General features: G+C 66.8%; 16 protein-coding genes. 4 read left to right on the top strand and 12 right to left on the bottom strand.

The window, feature by feature from the left end:
• Positions 1–7: 7 nt before the first annotated feature.
• From KTR9_RS15775 to KTR9_RS15800, 6 genes are read right to left on the bottom strand one after another with little or no spacing between them, the layout of a single operon-like run.
• A complete protein-coding gene (locus KTR9_RS15775; RefSeq protein WP_010842377.1) occupies positions 8–727 on the bottom strand; it encodes a sulfite exporter TauE/SafE family protein in 720 nt (239 codons plus the stop codon).
• Between the two features lie 28 nt (positions 728–755).
• Positions 756–1,823: an ABC transporter ATP-binding protein gene (locus tag KTR9_RS15780; protein WP_014927211.1), complete on the bottom strand. Its 1,068-nt coding sequence runs from the start codon at positions 1,821–1,823 to the stop codon at positions 756–758.
• A complete protein-coding gene (locus KTR9_RS15785; protein ID WP_014927212.1) occupies positions 1,816–2,835 on the bottom strand; it encodes an ABC transporter ATP-binding protein in 1,020 nt (339 codons plus the stop codon). Before KTR9_RS15785 ends, KTR9_RS15780 begins: the two co-directional genes overlap by 8 nt.
• A complete protein-coding gene (locus KTR9_RS15790; RefSeq protein WP_014927213.1) occupies positions 2,832–3,830 on the bottom strand; it encodes an ABC transporter permease in 999 nt (332 codons plus the stop codon). The genes KTR9_RS15785 and KTR9_RS15790 overlap by 4 nt, the downstream gene beginning before the upstream one ends.
• A 31-nt stretch (positions 3,831–3,861) precedes the next feature.
• Positions 3,862–4,788 (bottom strand): ABC transporter permease, encoded by a 927-nt coding sequence (locus KTR9_RS15795; protein WP_014927214.1) that lies wholly within the window; start codon positions 4,786–4,788, stop codon positions 3,862–3,864.
• 17 nt (positions 4,789–4,805) lie between these two features.
• Positions 4,806–6,380, bottom strand: coding sequence for an ABC transporter substrate-binding protein (locus tag KTR9_RS15800; protein WP_014927215.1), 1,575 nt, complete (start codon positions 6,378–6,380; stop codon positions 4,806–4,808).
• A 371-nt stretch (positions 6,381–6,751) separates the two neighbouring features.
• Between KTR9_RS15800 and KTR9_RS15805 the strand changes: the two genes are divergently transcribed.
• Positions 6,752–7,792, top strand: coding sequence for a 2-hydroxyacid dehydrogenase (locus KTR9_RS15805; protein ID WP_014927216.1), 1,041 nt, complete (start codon positions 6,752–6,754; stop codon positions 7,790–7,792).
• On the top strand, positions 7,792–8,187 hold the full coding sequence (locus KTR9_RS15810; protein ID WP_014927217.1) for a universal stress protein: 396 nt from the start codon (positions 7,792–7,794) through the stop codon (positions 8,185–8,187). Before KTR9_RS15805 ends, KTR9_RS15810 begins: the two co-directional genes overlap by 1 nt.
• 218 nt (positions 8,188–8,405) lie before the next feature.
• On the opposite strand, the gene KTR9_RS15815 is transcribed toward KTR9_RS15810, so the two are convergent.
• From KTR9_RS15815 to KTR9_RS15830, 4 genes are all read right to left on the bottom strand, one after another.
• Complete coding sequence (locus KTR9_RS15815) at positions 8,406–9,299, bottom strand: LysR substrate-binding domain-containing protein (protein WP_010842369.1); 894 nt, start codon at positions 9,297–9,299, stop codon at positions 8,406–8,408.
• Between the two features lie 106 nt (positions 9,300–9,405).
• Entirely contained in the window at positions 9,406–10,743 is a 1,338-nt protein-coding gene (locus KTR9_RS15820) for a glucarate dehydratase family protein (protein WP_014927218.1), read from the bottom strand.
• A gap of 6 nt (positions 10,744–10,749) precedes the next feature.
• A complete protein-coding gene (locus tag KTR9_RS15825; RefSeq protein WP_014927219.1) occupies positions 10,750–11,682 on the bottom strand; it encodes a 5-dehydro-4-deoxyglucarate dehydratase in 933 nt (310 codons plus the stop codon).
• Positions 11,683–11,707: 25 nt separating this feature from the next.
• On the bottom strand, positions 11,708–13,318 hold the full coding sequence (locus tag KTR9_RS15830; protein ID WP_014927220.1) for an aldehyde dehydrogenase (NADP(+)): 1,611 nt from the start codon (positions 13,316–13,318) through the stop codon (positions 11,708–11,710).
• A 368-nt stretch (positions 13,319–13,686) separates the two neighbouring features.
• Between KTR9_RS15830 and KTR9_RS15835 the strand changes: the two genes are divergently transcribed.
• Positions 13,687–14,286 carry a hypothetical protein gene (locus KTR9_RS15835; RefSeq protein ID WP_014927221.1) on the top strand — a complete coding sequence of 200 codons (600 nt, stop codon included), beginning with the start codon at positions 13,687–13,689 and terminating at the stop codon, positions 14,284–14,286.
• Between the two features lie 241 nt (positions 14,287–14,527).
• Here the strand turns inward: KTR9_RS15835 and KTR9_RS15840 are convergent, their stop codons facing one another.
• Entirely contained in the window at positions 14,528–15,790 is a 1,263-nt protein-coding gene (locus tag KTR9_RS15840; protein WP_014927222.1) for an HNH endonuclease, read from the bottom strand.
• A gap of 591 nt (positions 15,791–16,381) precedes the next feature.
• Here KTR9_RS15840 and KTR9_RS15845 point away from each other — a divergent pair.
• The gene (locus tag KTR9_RS15845; protein WP_014927223.1) at positions 16,382–17,716 is read left to right on the top strand and encodes an alkane 1-monooxygenase; all 1,335 of its coding nucleotides are present in this window, start codon (positions 16,382–16,384) and stop codon (positions 17,714–17,716) included.
• 13 nt (positions 17,717–17,729) lie between these two features.
• Here KTR9_RS15845 and KTR9_RS15850 read toward each other — a convergent pair whose 3' ends face one another.
• Positions 17,730–19,046 (bottom strand): IS256 family transposase, encoded by a 1,317-nt coding sequence (locus tag KTR9_RS15850; protein ID WP_014927224.1) that lies wholly within the window; start codon positions 19,044–19,046, stop codon positions 17,730–17,732.
• Between the last annotated feature and the right edge of the window lie 100 nt (positions 19,047–19,146).

A 19,146-nucleotide genomic window follows, 5' to 3' on the forward strand; every position in this document is an offset into this window, starting at 1 on the left:
ACGTGTGTCAGAAGAAGATCTGTTGCCCGATGAGCAGGGCGGCGCCGATGGCCGACACCGTGATCGACACGGTGCGCAGCCGGTTCCGGTCGAGCACCCGGTTGACGACGCGGGAGGCGACGAAGCCCAGGACGACGATCGGTGTCAGTGCGAGGAATGCCCAGAGGATCTCCGCTCGGAGGCTCCCGGTCGCGGCGAGGGCGCCCAGCGACATCAGACTTCCGACGAGGAAGAACGCACTCATGTTGCTGCGAACGTGTGCGTTCTCCTTGCCGGAGTACACCAGTGCCATGGGTGGTCCACCGATGGACGTCGCCGTGCCGAGCAATCCCGACGCCGCGCCAGCGGTCGCCAGGTTGCGGCGCACAGGTGCCGGCCGCCACCCGACCGACGCGACCGCGACCCCGCCGAGGACGACCGCGGCCAGCAACAGCGACAGCCCACGGGTCGGCAACCACACCAGCAACAGGGCGCCCGCGATGGTCCCGGGGACCCGGCCGATCAGCGCCCACCCGGTACCGCGCAGGTCCAGGCTCCCCCGCTCGCGGATGACGACCAGCAACGTCACGGTCGTCGCGGAGGCGATCAACATGCCGGGAAGCAGCGTCGGCGCCACCAGAGCAACCACCGGTGCCGCGAGCATGCCCATCCCGAAGCCGATCGAGGCCTGCATGCACGACGCCAGGAAGACGGCGACGGCGATGACCACGCATGCGACGACGCTCACGCGGCCGAGGCATTCATGCTGGGCGCACTCATGCCGCCGGCGCGGGCATGCCCAGCGCGACCCGTCCGCGGGGGTGGTAGCACTCGGCGACGTGACCGGCCTGGTGCCCGTCGGCAACGGCCGGCGGGAGGGCGGTCGCGCAGACGTCGGTGGCATGGGCGCAGCGCGTCCGGAAGCGGCATCCCGACGGCGGGTTGAGCGGCGAGGGCACCTCGCCGCTGAGAAGGATCCGCTCACGGCGGTTCTCGGCGTCGAGGGTCGGCGCCGCGGACATCAGCGCCTCGGTGTAGGGGTGCGCGGGATGGTCGAACACGGCTTCGGTGCTGCCCGTCTCGACGATCCTGCCGAGGTACATCACCGCGACCCGGTCGGCCACGTGCCGGACCACGGACAGGTCATGGGAGATGAAGATGTAGGAGATGTCGAGTTCCTGCTGGAGTTCGTTGAGCAGGTTCAGCACCTGTGCCTGTACCGACAGATCCAGGGCGGACACCGGCTCGTCGCAGATGATCACCTCGGGATCGAGCGCCAGCGCGCGAGCGATCCCCAGCCGCTGACGCTGACCGCCGGAGAACTCCTGGGGACTGCGGTGTTCGTCGCTCGGACGCAGCCCGACGAGGTGCAGCAGTTCGCGTACCCGAGCTGCCCGGTCCCGTTTGCGGGGGTACAGATCCTTGTGGGTGCGCCACGGCTCGCCGATGATCTCGGCCGCCGTCATGCGGTTGTTCAGTGAGGCGTACGGATCCTGGAACACCATCTGCACCTTGCGGCGCAGGGCGAGCAGGTCCTTGCCCTTGAGCCGATAGGGATCGGTGCCGTCCCAACGGACGGTGCCGGAGTCGGGACGCTCGAGCATCATCAGCGTCCGTGCGAGAGTCGATTTGCCGCAACCTGATTCGCCCACGAGTCCGAGTGTCTCGCCCCGGCGGAGCTCGAGGTCGATCCCGTCGAGTGCCCGCAGTTGCTTGCGTCCGCCCTTGCCGGACACCGCGAATGTCTTTCCGACGTCGCGCACCTCGAGGACCCGGCTCGTGTCGGGGGTGACCCCGCCCGCCGGAGCCGGGGCCTTGTCGAACCTCGTCGTCGTCTCAGGCATTGTCGATCTCCTCCGAGAAGTGGCAGGCGGCGGCGCGGTCGGCGCCGGTGGCCGTGAGGGTCGGGCGTTGCTGGACGCACCGCGCCCGAGCCAGCGGACACCGTGCCTGATACACGCAGCCCGCCGGGATGGAGTGCAGGTCGGGCGGGGTCCCGCCGATCGACTTCAGGTCGGCGCCCCGTTCGGCACTGACGGGTACCGAATCGAGAAGTCCCTTGGTGTACGGGTGTTTCGGACTGCCGAAGACCTCGGCGACCGGTCCGGTCTCGACGACGTTGCCGGCGTACATGATCGCGACGCGGTCGGCCTGTTCGGCGACGAGCGCGAGGTCGTGGGTGATCAGGACGACCGCCATGTCGTGCTCGGAGCGGAGGCGGCTCAGCAGGGCCATGATCTGGGCCTGCACCGTGACGTCGAGCGCGGTGGTGGGTTCGTCGGCGAGCAGCACCTTGGGGCTCAGCGCCACCGCCATCGCGATCAGCAGACGCTGCCGCATCCCGCCCGAGAACTGGTGGGGATAGGAGTCGACCCGGGACTCCGGTTCCGGGATGCCCACGTGACGCATCAGTTCGATCGCCTCGAGGCGGGCCTTCTTCCTCGACATCCGGCGATGGATGCGGAATGGCTCGGCGAGCTGGGTGCCGACCGGGTAGACCGGGTTGAGCGCGGTCAGTGCGTCCTGGAACACGATCGCGAGTTCGGTGCCGGCGATGTTGCGCCGCTTCGACGGCGACGCGGAGACCAGGTCGACGGAGTCGAGCGTGATCGACCCGTCGGAGACCGACGCGATCGGGTCGAGCAGACCGACCAGCGCCTGCGCGGTCATCGACTTGCCGCACCCGGATTCGCCGAGCAGCGCCAGCGTTTCGCCGCGCCGGGCACGGAAGGAGACATGATCGACGGCGCGGACGGCCCCGGTGGGGGTCCGCAGATCGACGGTCAGGTCGACGACGTCGAGCGCGACGCGGTCGTCGGTACCGGCATCGGGCCGGTCGAGGGCAGGAGCACTCATCGCAGCGCCTTTCGTGAGGAGAAGAACCGCTTGCGGGCGTTCGGGGTGGTCAGTCGCCACCGCTGGCCGGGATCGGTCGCGATCCGCGCCCATGCGGCCAGCATCGTGGCCGACACGGTCGTGATGACGATGGCCAGACCGGGGAAGAACGACAGCCACCAGGCGGTCTGCAGGTAGGTCCGGCCCTGCGACACCATCAGTCCCCAGCTGATGTCGGGCGGCTGGATTCCGATGCCGAGGAACGACAGCGACGACTCGGCGAGCATCACGTAACAGAAGTCGAGGGTGGCGACCGTGAGCAGCGTCGGAAGCAGGATCGGCAGCACGTGACCACGAAGAATGGCACCGCTGCTCGCGCCGAACGTCCTTGCCGCGTCGACGAACACACGGCTCTGGAGCTCGGCGGATTCGGCACGTGCGGTCCGCAGGTAGATCGGGATGCGAGTGATCGCCAGCACCGCGATGATGTTGGCGGCGCTCGGTGAGAACACGTACAGGATCACGACGGCGAGCAGCAGGGACGGGAAGCTCATGATGACGTCGGCGATGCGCATCGCCGTGGTCTCCCGCCACCCGCGGTGGTATCCCGCCCACATGCCGATCGCCGAACCGACGACGCACGAGATGATCACCGCGGGCAGGGAGACCATCAGCGTGGTCTGACACGCGACGATGAGCCGGGCGAGCATGCTGCGTCCGAGCGGGTCGGTGCCCAGGACGTTCATCCAACCCGTGTCCAGGTTGAACGGCGGGAGATTCGACTCGTCGAGGTTCTGGTCGGTGGCGGCGTCACCGACGAGCCACGGACCGAAGATCGCGGTGAGCAGGACGATGGTCAGGATGCCCGCGGCGACCGTCGCGAACTTGTCGCGGAACAACAACCGCCACAACGGCAGCTGCCCGGCTGGCACCTTCTTGGTGGCGACGGAGTCGCCGGTGATGTCGGTCGAGGCGACGGGACTCGTCGTGTCGACGGGATCGGTGACGATGGACATGGTGTCAGAACTCCTCGATGGTCGTCGGCGACTAGACCGTGGCCTTGTCACGAACGCGGGGGTCCAGAAGTGCGAGACCCGCGTCGATGACGATGTTCAGGATGAAGATGCTGATGGCGGTGAGGAGCACCGCTGCCTGCAGGACCGCGAAGTCACGTTGCAGGATCGAATCGATCATCAGCTTGCCGATGCCGGGCCATCCGAAGATGGCCTCGACGATGACCGCACCGTTGATCAGGCCGACCGCGAGATCGCCTGCGACGGTGAGGGCCGGGGCGGCCGCGTTGCGCAGGGCGTGGTGGGTGACGATCCGCAGATCCCCCGCTCCCTTGCTGCGTGCCACCTTCACGTAGGGCGCCGAGAGCGCGGAGACCATGGCACCGCGCACGACCTGGGTGAGTACGCCGAGCGGCCGGATCATCAGGGTCGCGATGGGCAGGACCCAGGCCAGCATCCCGCCGGTCCCCGACGTCGGCAACCAGCCGAACACGACCGCGAAGATCCAGATCCCGGTGATCGCGAACCAGAAGTCGGGGACGCTGGCCGCGGTCATCGACAGCAGGCTCGAGAAGCGGTCGGCGAGGGAGTTCGGCCGGTAGGCCGCCCAGCAGCCGATCACGATCGACCCGAGGATCGACAGGATCAACGTGACGAACGCGAGCTGCAGGGTGGCCGGGAAGGCGCGGAGCGCCATGCCTGCCGCCTCCTGCCCCGTCTTGAGCGACTCACCGAAGTCGAGGTGCAGCACCCCGGTCAGATAGTCGGTCATCTGCTGCCAGATCGGCTTGTCGAGCCCGTTGGCCGCGGCGAACTCGGCACGCTGGTCCGGGGTGGCGGAGACGGGTAGGTAGAGATTGGTGGGGTCGCCGGTCAGCCGAGCCATGAAGAACACGCCGAACAAGACGATGATCAGCGGGATCAGGCTGGTGAACATCCGGCGCCGGAGGAAGGTGAGCATCGGTCATCGCCTCTGTTTCAGTCGTTCTGGGCTGGCGCGTGGGTCATCTCGGCGAGACGCATCTCATCGCCGGTGGCCGAATTGGGCTGGTAGGCAATACGACTCGATTTACCGAGGACCGCTTGCATGTGCGCGATGTAGGCATATTGGCGGATCTCGCGGGGTTCGGCCGCCAGTACCGCGGCGAGCGCATCCTGACGTGCCGCTCCGGTCAGCGCCTCGGCGGCGCGGATCTGCTCGTCGTACGCCGCGGTGCCGTAGGTGCTCTGGTAGCCGTCGGACAACATGTACTGGTCCAGGGTGAACTGGGTGTCACCGGCCTGGTTGCCGTGCATGATCATCAACAGCACGGGTCCCGATCCGGGAACGAACGGCCTTGTCTGGTACTGCATCTGACCGGACGTGTCCATCATCTCGATGTCGACGTCCAGGCCGATCCGGTCGAGGGTGAACTGGATGTTCTCGATGGTCTCGTTGATCTTCGGGAACTGGCCCGTACGCCCGATCAGCCGGATCGTGCGGTCGACCGGCACACCGTCGGCCCGGGCTTCGTCGACCAGTTCCTTCGCACGGTCCAGGTCGTAGGAGGTCGGCTCGAGCCGATCGTTGTACCCGACGATGCCCTTGCCGACCAGCTGGGCCGCGGGGTTGCCGAGCCCCTGGAACAGCGCGCTGACGATACCGTCGCGATTGATGGCGTGATCGATGGCCTCCCGCACCCGTTGATCGTTCAGCGGGGCATCGGTGGCCTGCATGCGCAGCGCCGTCGTCTCGTTGTTGGTGTAGGCGGTGCCGAGATCGCCTGCTCCGTCCTCGGGTCCCAGCGACGTGGCGATGTCCGCCTCGTCGTTGGTCACCATCGCCGCGCGCACGCTGCCCTCGCCGCGCCACTGGTACACCGCGCGGCTGAACTGTGGTGCGTCGCCGTGATAGTTCGGATTCGCCTTGAGCGCGACCCGCTGGCCGGAATCCCAGAAGTCGACCATGTAGGGCCCGGTCCCGATCGGGACGCGGACTTTGTCATCGGCGACGGTGGTACGCGGGACGATCTCGATGAAGGAGAGGCGCAGCGGGAGGATCGGATCGGGCGTTTCCGTCCGGACCTCGATCGTGTTCGGGTCGACGACACTCACCTCGCGCGTGCTGTCGTCGAAGACATAGCCGTTGACGTCACAACCGATAGCGCCGTTGAACGTGCGGCGGATCGAGAACGCAGCATCCTCGGCGTCGAACGGCTGCCCGTTGCTGAATTCAACCCCCGAGGCCGTGGTGAATCGCCAGACGTTCGGCTCCACCTGCCTCCACGCGGTCGCGAGACTCGGCTCCAGGGCGCCGCTGTCCGGGTTTCGTTCGATGAGGGGCTCGGTGATGTTGGATCGGACGACGACGCCGGTCGCGGTGAGGGAGGCATCGCAGGGTTCCAGGGTGGGCGGTTCCTGGGGCAGGACGATGCGCAGGGTGTCCGGGGAGGCGCTCTCGCCGGCGGTCGTGTTCGCGACGCTGCAACCGCTGGCGGCGAGCACGGCCACCGCGGACAGGGTCATCAGACACGCCGCGGGGCGCTTCCGGGATCGCAGGGCTGCGATCTGCATGGGGACCTCCGTTGACAGAGAAGCTGGGGGTGATCTCGCGGTGGGCTCGACCGCGTTTGTGACGGTAGACACACGCTATGAGCGTGGGAATGACGGCGTCAACAGAGCAAAAGCCCAGTAGAAGGCCGTTTCGGCGGCTTTTGGCCCCTCCCGCAGAGCATCCGGGCCGACGCCCGGATCGCTCGAAAACGCCGCTGACCTGACAGTTTTCCTCTCCGGCGTTCCGGCTTCCGAATCGACGACGCCGCATCCATACTGTTTGAGTATCGATCCATGTTATTTGCGTGTTGGACAGGTATCCGTGCCCGCTTCTAGCGTGGAACCCATCCACCGAAGGACCGGTCTGTGTCCTGCACTCCTGGAGGTCAATCATGACGAGCAGTTCGGCCGGTACCGCGACAGCACCGGAACCCGTTGCACCAGAGTCTTTTTCATCTCAGCACGGCTCTGTTCTGCGAGTCGGACCCCTCAAGCCCTCGCTCGAGGAGCGCCTCGCCGACACCTATGGCGCCGAGCGACTGCCGGACGACGACCAGACGCGGGCTTCCTTCCTCGCACGCAATGCAGAGGCGGTGACCGCGGTCGTGACCTCCGGCCGGACGGGGGTCGACGCCGGCCTGATGGCCGCACTGCCGAACCTCGGCGCCATCGTCCACTTCGGCGTCGGATACGACACCACCGACGTCGCTCGAGCAACCGAACTCGGCATCGGGGTCAGCAACACCCCGGACGTCCTCACCGACTGTGTCGCCGACACCGCCGTCGGACTGCTGCTCGACACGATGCGGGGACTCTCCGCGGCCGATCGGTTCGTCCGCGCCGGACGCTGGCCCGCGGAGGGCAACGTGCCCCTCACCCGCAAGGTCTCCGGCACCGACATCGGCATCCTCGGGCTGGGGCGCATCGGGTCCGCGATCGCCCACCGTCTCGAGGCCTTCGGCTGCCGGATCTCGTACCACAACCGGCGCCCGGTGGCCGGCTCCCCGTACCGCTACGCGGCGTCACCGGTCGAGCTCGCCGCGCAGACAGACGTGCTGATCGTCGCGGCCGCCGGTGGAGCGAACACGCGCCATCTCGTCGATCGAGACGTCCTCGAGGCGTTGGGTCCCGACGGCTACCTCATCAACGTGGCCCGCGGCAGCGTCGTCGACGAGAACGCGCTCGTCGACCTGCTTCGGCACGAACGACTGGCCGGCGCCGGCCTGGACGTGTTCGCACACGAGCCGGAGGTACCCGCGGAGCTGCTGTCCATGGACAACGTCGTACTGCTCCCCCACCTCGCGAGCGGCACGGTCGAGACCCGTGCCGCCATGGAAGAACTCACCGTCGCCAACCTCGAGTCGTTCCTCCGGACAGGCGATCTGTCGACCCCGGTCGTCGCCCCGAATCCCGTGCCGCGAAAGGACATCTGATGTCTGTCGTCCTCAGCTATCTCCCGACACCCGAAGGTCGCGGCGCACTTCCGTTCGGCTTCGCCGAGGCCCGGATGCGCGGCACCGACGTCGTGGTCGTGGCCGACGGTGACGATGCCGCGTCCCCGCAGTTCCTGATCGATCTCGAGGAGGCCCGCGACGTCGCGGCGGCCGGCGAGGTGGACTACCGTGTCGCCGAAAACGATCCGGGCCTGTCGCACGCCGATCAACTCATCGACGCGTCCTACGACGACGCGGCCGAGCTCCTGGTGATCGGCCAGCGCAGGCGTTCACCGGTCGGCAAACTGCTGACCGGCAGCGTGGTCCAGCGTGTGCTGCTCGACGCACAGTGTCCGGTGGTCGCGGTCAAGCCTCCGGTACGCGCCGCAGTCTGACCGGCTCTCCGGAGCGTCGGTCTCAGCAGCCTGATCACCACCTATCACCACCTTCCGGCGGAGATCGACCAGCAGACTTCCTTTCGTCGAGGCGACTTCGATCGAGGTCGCGTCGACGAAGTGCGTTCTGCCGGTCCAGTCGACGGGAATCGACGCACGGTCGACGGGAATTGGCGCACAGTCGACGGGAATCGGTTCTCCGAGAACCCAGGTCGCCGTCAGATCCATTCCCGTTCGGGCAGAACGTCTCTCATCAGCCGCGCCAGGGCCGGGTTGGCGTTGTCGGCACGCCAGGCGATGTTCATCTGTACGGGGCGATCGCGGATCGCGGTCACCTCCTTGAAGACCACGCCGTCGGGGTGCATGGTCATCGCTGACTCCGGCACCAGCGCCATCCCCAACCCGGAATGCACCAGCACGAGCATGGTGTGCACCTGGGTGACGTACTGGACGTAGCGGGGCGATGCCCCGACCGCGGTGAACGTACTGATCAGCAGCTCGTTGAAGTACCGAGCGTCCGTGGGCGAGTACATGATGACCGCCTGACCGTCGAAGTCCTCGATCGCCAGGTGCTCGACGTCGGCGAACTCGTGATCGGCGGGCAAGGCGGCGACCAGCCGTTCATGGTGCAGCGGACGAGAATTCACACCGGGCCGGGAGATCGGTGGCCGGACGATGCCGAGGTCGAGATCCCCACGAACCAGCGCCTCGACCTGCGCGACGGTGACCATCTCCCGCAGCACGAGCCGTACGTCGGGCAGCTTCTCACGGGCGGTCTGCATGAGGCGGGGCAACACCGCCCGCGCCGAGGCACCCGTGAAACCGATGTTGACGGTCCCCAGGTCGCCGGCCGGCACGCGGCGGACGGTCAGCGCCGCCCCCTCGGCGAGCGCCACGATCCGCCGCGCGTCGGGAAGGAATGCCGCACCGGCCGCGGTGAGCGACACCGCCCGGCTGCTGCGTTCGATCAGCTGGACGCCGAGTTCGTGCTCCAGCTGCTGGATCTGCCGGCTCAGCGGGGGTTGCGTCATGTGCAGCCGCTCGGCGGCTCGGCCGAAATGCAGCTCCTCGGCGACCGCGATGAAGCAGGACAGGCGCGACAGAGAGAACATCGATCCACTTTCGGCATCGTGGCCCCGTGATCTACGGGGTGGTGTGGATGACGCTAGCCGACGTCTCCGGTGCCGGTCGAGGGTTCATCCAGACCGCGTCCGGTGGTCACCACCGCGGGCTGGAGTTCACGAAGCCGGGATCGATGGACTGCATGTAGCCGGTGTCGTCCCGATCGCGGATGCCGCAGTCGAGGTACTGCTGGTGCAGCGCCTCCAGCGACTCCTCGTCGAGTTCGACACCCAGTCCCGGGCCGGTCGGGACCGGTACCGCACCGTCGACGATGCGGAGGGCTCCTGGCTTGACCACATCCTCGGTCTTCCAGGGCCAGTGGGTGTCACAGGCGTAGGTGAGGTTGGGTGTCGCGGACGCCAGATGCACCATCGCGGCGAGACTGATACCCAGGTGCGAGTTGGAGTGCATCGACAGGCCCAGTCCGAAGGTCTCGCAGATGCCGCCGAGGAGGCGCGACCGCTGCAGTCCGCCCCAATAGTGGTGGTCGGACAGCACGACCGAGACCGACCGCTTCCGCACCGCGGGTTCGAGATGGTCGAAGGCCACGACACACATGTTGGTCGCGAGCGGCATGCTCGCCTGCTCGGCGACCCGGGCCATCCCGTCGAGGCCCGGGGTCGGGTCCTCCAGGTACTCGACGATGCCCTCGAGCTCCGCCGCTACGCGCAGCGACGTCTCCACGGTCCACGCCGCGTTGGGGTCGAGACGTAGCGGCACGCCGGGAAACTCCGCGTGCAGCGCCTTGATCGCGGCGATCTCCTCGTCGGGGTCGAACACCCCGCCCTTGAGTTTGATCGCGGTGAACCCGTACCGGTCGATCATCCGATGGGCCTGTCGGATCAAGCCGCCCGGGTCGATCGCCTCACCCCATTCGTCCGGCAGACCGTTGGTGCCGGCGGCGCCGGGGTGGGCCGCCCATTTGTAGAACAGATACGCGCTGAACGGAACCCGGTCCCGCACGCGTCCGCCCAGCAGGTCGCTCACCGGGCGGCCGAGGGTCTTGCCCTGGATGTCCAGACAGGCGACCTCGAACGGCGAGAAGACACGATCGGTCGTGCTGGCCGTGGTGATCATCCCGGCGACCCCGTCGCCTCCGGTGACCGTCAGCGTCGAGATCCGGGCGTCGATCGCGTCCCGGAGTCGGTGGAGTGCGAACGCGTCGAGACCGATGATCGCCTCGGCGGCGGCCTCCATCCGGGTGAGATGCGCGGTGTCGGCGTAGGTCTCGCCGAGTCCGCGCACACCATCGGCCGTCTCGATCACGATGATCGCCCGGAGTGCGTAGGGCTGGTGAACACCCACCGTGTTGAGCAACGGCGGGTCGACGAAGGCGACCGGGGTGACGGCGACCTTCGCGATCGTCGTGTCGGCCCGTGGAGTCTCGATGGCGGACAAGCCGACCGGCGCCGTGTCCATTGTGTTCGTCGACATGACTTCTCAGACCGCGGCCTGGACGGCGAGAGTGGTTGCCAGCACCGCCCGGCCGGCCGCGGTGATCCGCTCGAGCTCGGCCTGGTGCTCAGGCGTCGGCTGAACCAACGGCGCGCGTACCGGGCCGGCGTTGATCCCTTCCATCGTCACACCGTGCTTCACGAGCGCGACGGCGTACCCCGGCACGGTGTTACGCAGACGGACCAAGGGATGGAAGAACTCTCGCAACAACGCCTCGGTCAACTCGACGTCGCCGTTCTCCAGCGAGTTGTAGAAGGCGAGAGCCAGTTCCGGGGCGAAGGCGAAGGTTGCCGACGAGTACAGGGTCACCCCGATGGCACGGTAGGCCTGTTGCGTGATCTCCGCGGTGGGCAGGCCGTTGAAGAACAGGAACTCCTTGGAGTCCCCCAGCGCCTCTTTCACCGCGATCACGATGCGCGACACGTTGTCGAGGTCCCCGGTGCCGTCCTTGAAACCGATGACGGTCGGCAGCTGGGCGACCTCGATCGCCGACTCCTCGTCGAACACCGCGTTGCCACGGTTGTAGACGATCAGCGGCAGGTCGGTGGCCGCCGCGACAGATCGCGTGTACTCGGCGAGGCCGGCCGGTGGCATCGTCACCAGGTACGGGGGCAGCAGCAGGATACCCTCGGCGCCATTGGCTTTCGCACTCACCGCGAACTCCCGGGCCTGGATGATCGAGCCGCCGGCACCGGCGAACACCGGGACGCGACCCGCGACGGTCTCGACCGCGCACCGGACGATCCGACCGAATTCCTCGAGTCCGAGCGCGTGGAACTCGCCGGTGCCGCAGGCGACGAAGACGCCACCGGGGCCGGCCGCCACCCCGCGGTCGATGTGTTCGGCGAGGCGCCGGTAGTCCACCTCACCGCTGCTGTCGAAGGGTGTGACGGGAAAGAACAGGACGCCGTTGAGCATTGGGACTCCTTGGATGGGGTGTGGTTCAGTCGCGGATGAGTTCGCCGTCGACGCGGCGCCAGATGTTGTCGGGGTTGCCGTCGGCGATCGGCCGCGGCAGCAGTGCCGGCGGAACGTCTTGATAGGCCACGGGTCGCAGGAATCGCTCGATGGCGAGCGACCCGACGCTGGTGGTACGGCTGTCGGAGGTGGACGGATGCGGTCCGCCGTGGACCATCGCGTGTCCGACCTCGACACCGGTCGGCCACCCGTTGAAGAGGATTCGGCCGGCCTTGAGTTCCAGGGCCTCGAGCAGGATGCGGGCATCCTCCCGGTCGGAGTCCACGGCATGGACGGTCGCGGTGAGCTGACCTTCGAGCTCTGCGGCCACCTCTCGTACCTGCTGCGCATCTCGGCACCGCACGACCAGGCTCGACGACCCGAAGATCTCCTGTTGCAACGTCGCCGACGCGAGGAAGGTCTCGGCATCGGTGCCGAAGAGCGCGGCCCGACACGTATTGGGCGCGTTCGACTCCTCCGACCGAGCGATGACGTCCGCGGCGGAGACGAACTCGTCCACACCCGACGCGTAGCTCGCAGCGATTCCCGGAGTCAGCATCGGCGTCGGGGTGGACGCGGAGATCGCTTCGGCGGCCGCAGCGACGAAGGTGTCGAGGTCGGGGCCGTCGACGGCGATGACGAGGCCGGGATTGGTGCAGAACTGTCCCGATCCCATCGTCAGTGAGCCGACGAACGCGCGGCCGAGGCCCGCCGCGTCGGCGCGCAACGCACCATCGAGCGGGAAGACGGGGTTGATCGAACTCATCTCCGCATACACCGGGATGGGTTCGGGCCGAGATGCCGCGGCTGCGACGAGAGCCGTTCCACCCGAACGTGATCCGGTGAATCCCACCGCCTTGATGTGCGGGTCGGTGACAAGTGCGATGCCGAGCTCGGGTCCGGCGCCGTACAGCAGCGAGAACGTACCCGCAGGCATCCCGGTGACGGCGACCGCGTCGGTGATCAGACGGCCGACGAGTTCCGATGTGCCGGGGTGGGCGTCGTGCGCCTTGACCACGACCGGACACCCGGCCGCGAGCGCCGATGCGGTGTCGCCGCCGGCGACCGAGAACGCGAGCGGGAAGTTGCTGGCGCCGAAGACGGCCACCGGCCCGAGCGGTATCTTGCGCTGCCGGATGTCGGCGCGCGGCTGTGGCGTGCGGTCCGGGCGTGCGGGGTCGATCCGGGCGCCGTGCCAGCTGCCCTCCCGCAGCACCGAGGCGAACAGGCGGAGCTGGCCCGAGGTACGACCGACCTCGCCGGTGATGCGCGCCGCCGGGAGCCCGGTCTCGGCGACCGCGCGCTCGACGAGGACCTCGGTCGCGGCGTCGAGGTTGTCGGCGATCGTGGAGAGGAAGTGCGCCCGGTCCTCCGACGAGGTCGCCCGGTAGGGCGCGAAGGCGTCTGCCGCGGCCGCGGTCGCACGGACGACATCGGCCTCGGTGCCGTGTGCGTATGCGGGCAGCAGTCGCCCACCGGTGGTGGGGTCGATGCCGTGGACGGCATTCCCGGAGCCGGTCACCCGCTCACCCGCGATGATCAGCTGGCCGGTGAGGTCCTGCGTCGTCAGCGGTGCGGGTCGGTGCGCAATGGTCATCGTGGTCCCATTCCTTGTGAGTCTGCGTCTGCCGGAGTGGCGGTCGCCGTCGGCGACGGCCTCGCGCCGAGTTCGGCATGTCCCGACCGTAGAGTCGGTCATCCATTCATGTCCAAGTCAATTAGTGACGCCATCAATGCGGATGATGAATCATTCCAGGTGATTCGCTCGCGCCGGGAGCGGCCGACCGATGTCCGATGCGTCATCCGGACGGCCCACGCCGAGCCTCCGGTCGGTCGGAAGACAACCCGTGATGGGACAATCACTACGCCGAACCCGACATAACGCACATTCGCCGAGCCACACCTGATGTGCCGTCCGTCGGATCGCGCTTACCATCCACTCGACGAAAGCGGAATCCAGAACCGATGAAGCGCATTCGCCTGATCGCCGTCATGGCCCTGGCCATCTCGGCACTCACCATCTCCTTCGGCACCGCCAACGGCGCACCCGCGCCCGCGCTGCCGTCCTACCACTCGAGCGCGTCTGCCGACGGGACCTCCATCGTCTCCCAGCTGCGCAACGCGACGTTCGTCGCGGGCGAGCAGGAGCTCCAGGTCGTCGACTCCCGCGGACGGACCATCGAACGGATCGGACTCGTGCTGCCTTTCGACGGCGCCGCGGTTCCGATGCGCGCGCAGGTCTCCGCCGATCGCACCCAGGCGACGTTCACGCCGATCCTCTCCCCTGAGGCGCGCGCCGCGATCGCGGCCGGCGTCCGCCCGGCGTCGGCGAAGAAGGACCGCGCCTACCAGAAGATGATCTGGCACATCACCAATGGCTGGAACCGCGGCGGAAACGTCACGACCGCGATCGGCGCGCTCGCCGGACTCGTCATCGGCTGCATCATCATCGTCGGCTGCGTCTGGGGCGCCGGCGTCGGCGCTGCCATCGGCGCGGTCATCGGCATCAACAACGGCGATCCCCGCGCCGGCCAGTCGATCCTGGACTGGATCAACACGCCCTGAGACCGAGCAGAGACACCGCTGCCCGAGCATCCCACCGGACCGCGGCCTGACACCGAATCCCCAACTCCGCTGAGCGGGGTTGGGGATTCTTCATTTTCGACGATGCGGGAACCCGTTCCCGCTCAGCGGTGCCGAGCGGGAACGAGGCCCGAGTGCCTCTCACTGTGGAGTTGTCAAGGGACGGATGCGGTCCGGCCAGGCCGGGTGCGGAAGGTGCTACGCCAAGTGTGATCGGCGGGTGTCAGGCGGCGTTGTCGAGTCGCATGGTGCGCCGGTTGTAGGCGGGCATGGGCCGTCGTTGTGGGTCGATCGATGCGGGCGGGATGAGCCAGGGGTGTCGGTCGTAGCCGAGGACGATGTCCCAGCCGTGGTGGTGGACCTGGGTGTGGCAGCGTTGGCAGAGCAGACACCCGTTGTCGAGGTCGGTGGAACCACCGTCGGCCCAGTGCTCGATGTGGTGGACTTGCGTATGCGACGGCGGCGCACCACATTTGATGCAGCAGCCATCTCTGACGATCACGGCTTTACGTAGGTGCGCCAGGAACAACCGCCGGGCGTGCCCCATCTGCAATGGAACTCCCTCACTGTCGAGGACGATCTCGGTCAACGACCCGTCGCACGACAGTCGTTTCGCGGTGGCCTGGCTGACGGATCCAGTCCACGGCAGGGTTGCCGGATCGGCGCCGGCGGCGGGGATGGTCACCACCAGCTGCGTGCGGGGACTGCCGATGCTGTCAATGCTCGCACCCAATGCGGCTTGGTCGAGGATCAACTCGAAGGCGTCGGCGCGGCGTTGCTCAGCGGTGCGTCGGTCGTTGGCGCCGTCGGGTTCAGGTCGTGGGCAGGAACGTTCGTCGATCATCGCCAGGAACTTCTCGCCGACGACCTGGGTGAGGTCGGCGCGGATGTCGATACGGCCGTCGTCGGTGGTGTGGACGTTGACGGTGTTCAACGACGAGTCCTCGGCGGCAGGGATGCCAGTGTCGGTGGCGTCGGCAAGGGTGTTGGCGATCGTGCGCGCGTGTTCAAGCACTTGTGTCGGTGTCGCCCCGGAGAGTGCTTGACCGATGAGTTCGATCTCGTACTCGGAGCGCTCGTCGTCGGAAATGGCTGTCGCCGAGCGTTTGTCGATGTGGTTCATCCCGCGGACGATGGCGTCGACGACTTCCGACGACAGGCGTCCGTCGGCGGCGTGACGTGCCAGGGCGGGCAGCGTGGGTAGGCCGTCGACGCTTCGCATGATGCGTGAGGCGATGGCGGGTGCGTGTCCCATCTCGATCAAGAGCTGCCGGGTGGTGCCACCTGCCTTGTGTGCGACTTCGAGTTCGTCGAGTTGTGCTGTGTGAGTGACGATCTGGTGATCGACGGTGTTGCGAATCAACCGCAACACGTTCAACGCGTCGAATGTTGCTGTGCCCGTGGAGTCGTCGGCGGGCGGTGCGGTCTCGATGAGCTGATCGAGGAGGGTGGTGAGCTCTGGCATGACTCCAAGGTACAGGAACATTCGTTCGATTTCGAGGATTTTCCACAAGCCCGGGATCGCGAAATCTTCGACTGTGCAGTCGATTTCGTCGACTGTGCGTCGATTTTCGTCGACTGTGCATAAATCGTTGACAACAGTCGACTGCAGTCACACCCGTTTCGCAAAACCGGACCGAACGGGGCGCAATTTCAGGGTGGGCCGGTTCGAACAGCGTCGCGACACTCGGCCGGGTTTGCGGTCCGCGGCGGACGTGCAGTGTCGACTTGTGAACGCACGACTCGGCCAGAAGGTGTTGTCGGGTAATGCGGGTGGGGACGCGTGTCCGCCGTCCAGGGCGGGCGTCCGGTGTGGCTGACCGCCCACGCAGCAAAACGAAGCTCAGCCACTCACGGATCCCGGAGATTTGAGCGCACACCCAACGAGCGCGACCACCGCACAATCGCGAGCCAGGTTGACCTCCTGCACAGCGAACGGCCGCGTGCGGGTGGGAACCGGGCGGGCACCGCCGTACGCATCATGCTTTACAAATTGACTTGTATGTCTAGACAGCGGACATTGACTTGGTTAATGTCCAGTGCTGTACGTCACAGCCCCGTCCCTACAGGAGCGCCCATGAGTACCGCATCGACCCCATCCACCGCGGACGACTCCCACCTCGAGTGGAAGGACCGCAAGCGCCATCTGTGGCTGCTCGGCCTGATACCACCGACGTCGATCTTCCTGGCGATGGTGCTCGTCGCCGGCTTCAATGCCGTCGGCCACGGCTTCGAGGTCCTCTCGCCCGTCTGGTGGTGGATCGGGCCGATGCTGGTCTATGTCCTGCTGCCCATCCTCGATGTCTTCTTCGGGCCCGACGGATCGAATCCGCCCGACGAGCTGATGGAGCAGCTGGAGAACGACAAGTACTACCGCTACTGCACCTACGTCTACATCCCGTTCCAGATCGCGAGCCTCGTGATGGCCTGCTATCTGTGGACGGCCGACGACCTCAGCTGGCTCGGTATCGACGGCGGGCTCGGTCTCGCCTCGAAGATCGGGCTGGCCCTGTCGGTCGGCGCGATGGGCGGGATCGGGATCAACACCGCTCACGAACTGGGCCACAAGAAGGACGACCTCGAACGCTGGCTGTCGAAGATCACTCTCGCCCAGACCTTTTACGGGCACTTCTTCATCGAACACAACCGCGGGCACCACGTACGGGTCGCAACGCCCGAGGACCCGGCCAGCTCACGTTTCGGAGAATCGTTCTGGCGCTTCCTTCCCCGCAGCGTCTGGGGAAGCCTGAAGTCCTCCGTCGGACTCGAGCGCAAGCGGCTCGAGCGAGCGGGCAAGCCCTTCTGGCACCCGAGCAACGACGTCCTCAACGCGTGGGCGATGTCGATAGTGCTCTGGGGTGCGCTCATGGCGACCTTCGGCTGGGAGATCCTGCCGTTCCTCGTGATCCAGGCCGTCTACGGGTTCTCGCTGCTGGAGACCGTCAACTATCTCGAGCACTACGGTCTACTCCGCCAGAAGACGACGACCGGACGCTACGAACGATGCACACCCGAGCACAGCTGGAACTCCGACCACATCTGCACGAACATCTTCCTGTACCACCTCCAGCGGCACAGCGATCACCACGCGAATCCCACCCGGCGGTACCAGACCCTCCGCAGCTTCGATGACTCCCCGAATCTGCCGAGCGGATACGCGAGCATGATCACGCTCGCCTACTTCCCGCCGATCTGGCGGCGGGTGATGGACAAGCGGGTGCTCGACCATTACGACGGAGACGTCGAACGCATCAACATCGCACCGCATCGCCGCGAGCATGATCACGCTCGCCTACTTCCCGCCGATCTGGCGGCGGGTGATGGACAAGCGGGTGCTCGACCATTACGACGGAGACGTCGAACGCATCAACATCGCACCGCATCGCCGGGGAGTATCAGACTAACGGTGTAAGTGGCGTTTTCGGTTAGTTGTCTTCGCTGGCCGGCATGCGGTCGGCGAAGGTGATGGCGAATGCGTTGAGTGCTGGTTTCCACCGCATTGTCCATCGTTTCTGTCCGGTGCCGGTCGGATCGAGCGACCGGGTCACCAGGTACAGGCACTTTAGCGCCGACTGCTCGTTCGGGAAATGCCCACGAGCCCGCACTGCGCGCCGGTAGCGGGCGTTGAGTGACTCGATCGCATTCGTCGAGCAGATCACCTTACGGACCTCGATGTCGTAGTCGAGGAACGGTATGAATTCTTGCCATGCGTTGCGCCACAACCGGATAGCTGCCGGGTACCGGTGCCCCCACTCGGCGTCGAACGCATCCAGCGCCTCGGCCGCGGCTGCAGCGGTGGGGGCGGTGTAGATCGGTTTGATCGCCTTGGCGATAGCATCGCGGTGCTGGCGGCCGGCATAGCGGAATGTGCCCCGGATCAGATGGATGACACACGTCTGCACCACCGTGTCGGGAAAGACCGCCCCGACCGATTGCGGCAGGCCTTTTAGCCCGTCGCAGACGAGGAAGAAGATGTCGGCTACACCCCGGTTCTTCAGCTCGGTAAGCACCGCCAGCCAGTACTTTGCCGACTCACCATCGCCTTCACCTGCCCACATCCCGAGCACGTCACGATGCCCGGCCAGATCCACCCCGATCGCGGCGTAGATCGGCCGGGGCCCTACCTGCCCATCGCGGATTTTGACATGGATGGCGTCGATGAACAACGCGGCGTAGACGCGTTCGAGCGGACGGGCATGCCAGGTGGCCATCTCTTCGAGCACCCGGTCGGTGATCCGGCTGATCGTGTCTTTGGAGACCGCAGCACCGTAGATGTCGGCGAAATGGGCGCTGATTTCACCGGTGGTGAGCCCACGGGCATACAGCGACAACACCACCTCATCCACATCAGTCAAGCGGCGTTGGCGCTTCTTCACGATCTGCGGCTCGAAGGTGCCCGCCCGATCCCGCGGGACATCGATCTCGACCTGCCCACACGCATCAGTCAGCACGGTCTTCGACCGAGACCCGTTGCGCGAGTTGCCACTCCCGCGACCACGCTGGTCGTGCTTGTCGTAACCGAGATGCTCAGACATCTCTTCATCGAGCGCCGTCTCGAGCACCGTTTTGGTCATCGCTTTGAGCAACCCATCCGGACCGGTCAGGCGGACCCCGGCCTCCCGGGCCTGGCGGACCAGCTCGCGGGCTACCTCGAGTTCATCGACGCTGCGGTCCGCAGGCACCTCGACGATCCCGTCATCGTGTTCATCAGATGGCTCCACAGCCACCAGAGTGTCGGTCATGATGCGACCTTCCTGCCCCCGACACACCGAGGGCGGTAAGGCCACTTACACCGTTCTCACGACAGTCCCCATCGCCGGGAGCGCGTCCTCGCCGAGCACG

This window comes from Gordonia sp. KTR9 (genome assembly GCF_000143885.2).
Taxonomy (GTDB): Bacteria; Actinomycetota; Actinomycetes; order Mycobacteriales; family Mycobacteriaceae; genus Gordonia.

Coding starts and splice junctions, on each gene's coding strand:
- KTR9_RS15805 (WP_014927216.1), top strand. CDS start 6,752: ATGACGAGCAGTTCGGCCGGTACCGCGACAGCACCGGAACCCGTTGCA.
- KTR9_RS15815 (WP_010842369.1), bottom strand. CDS start 9,299: ATGTTCTCTCTGTCGCGCCTGTCCTGCTTCATCGCGGTCGCCGAGGAG.
- KTR9_RS15790 (WP_014927213.1), bottom strand. CDS start 3,830: ATGTCCATCGTCACCGATCCCGTCGACACGACGAGTCCCGTCGCCTCG.
- KTR9_RS15835 (WP_014927221.1), top strand. CDS start 13,687: ATGAAGCGCATTCGCCTGATCGCCGTCATGGCCCTGGCCATCTCGGCA.
- KTR9_RS15785 (WP_014927212.1), bottom strand. CDS start 2,835: ATGAGTGCTCCTGCCCTCGACCGGCCCGATGCCGGTACCGACGACCGC.
- KTR9_RS15795 (WP_014927214.1), bottom strand. CDS start 4,788: ATGCTCACCTTCCTCCGGCGCCGGATGTTCACCAGCCTGATCCCGCTG.
- KTR9_RS15830 (WP_014927220.1), bottom strand. CDS start 13,318: ATGACCATTGCGCACCGACCCGCACCGCTGACGACGCAGGACCTCACC.
- KTR9_RS15810 (WP_014927217.1), top strand. CDS start 7,792: ATGTCTGTCGTCCTCAGCTATCTCCCGACACCCGAAGGTCGCGGCGCA.
- KTR9_RS15850 (WP_014927224.1), bottom strand. CDS start 19,046: ATGACCGACACTCTGGTGGCTGTGGAGCCATCTGATGAACACGATGAC.
- KTR9_RS15780 (WP_014927211.1), bottom strand. CDS start 1,823: ATGCCTGAGACGACGACGAGGTTCGACAAGGCCCCGGCTCCGGCGGGC.
- KTR9_RS15800 (WP_014927215.1), bottom strand. CDS start 6,380: ATGCAGATCGCAGCCCTGCGATCCCGGAAGCGCCCCGCGGCGTGTCTG.
- KTR9_RS15820 (WP_014927218.1), bottom strand. CDS start 10,743: ATGTCGACGAACACAATGGACACGGCGCCGGTCGGCTTGTCCGCCATC.
- KTR9_RS15845 (WP_014927223.1), top strand. CDS start 16,382: ATGAGTACCGCATCGACCCCATCCACCGCGGACGACTCCCACCTCGAG.
- KTR9_RS15825 (WP_014927219.1), bottom strand. CDS start 11,682: ATGCTCAACGGCGTCCTGTTCTTTCCCGTCACACCCTTCGACAGCAGC.
- KTR9_RS15840 (WP_014927222.1), bottom strand. CDS start 15,790: ATGTTCCTGTACCTTGGAGTCATGCCAGAGCTCACCACCCTCCTCGAT.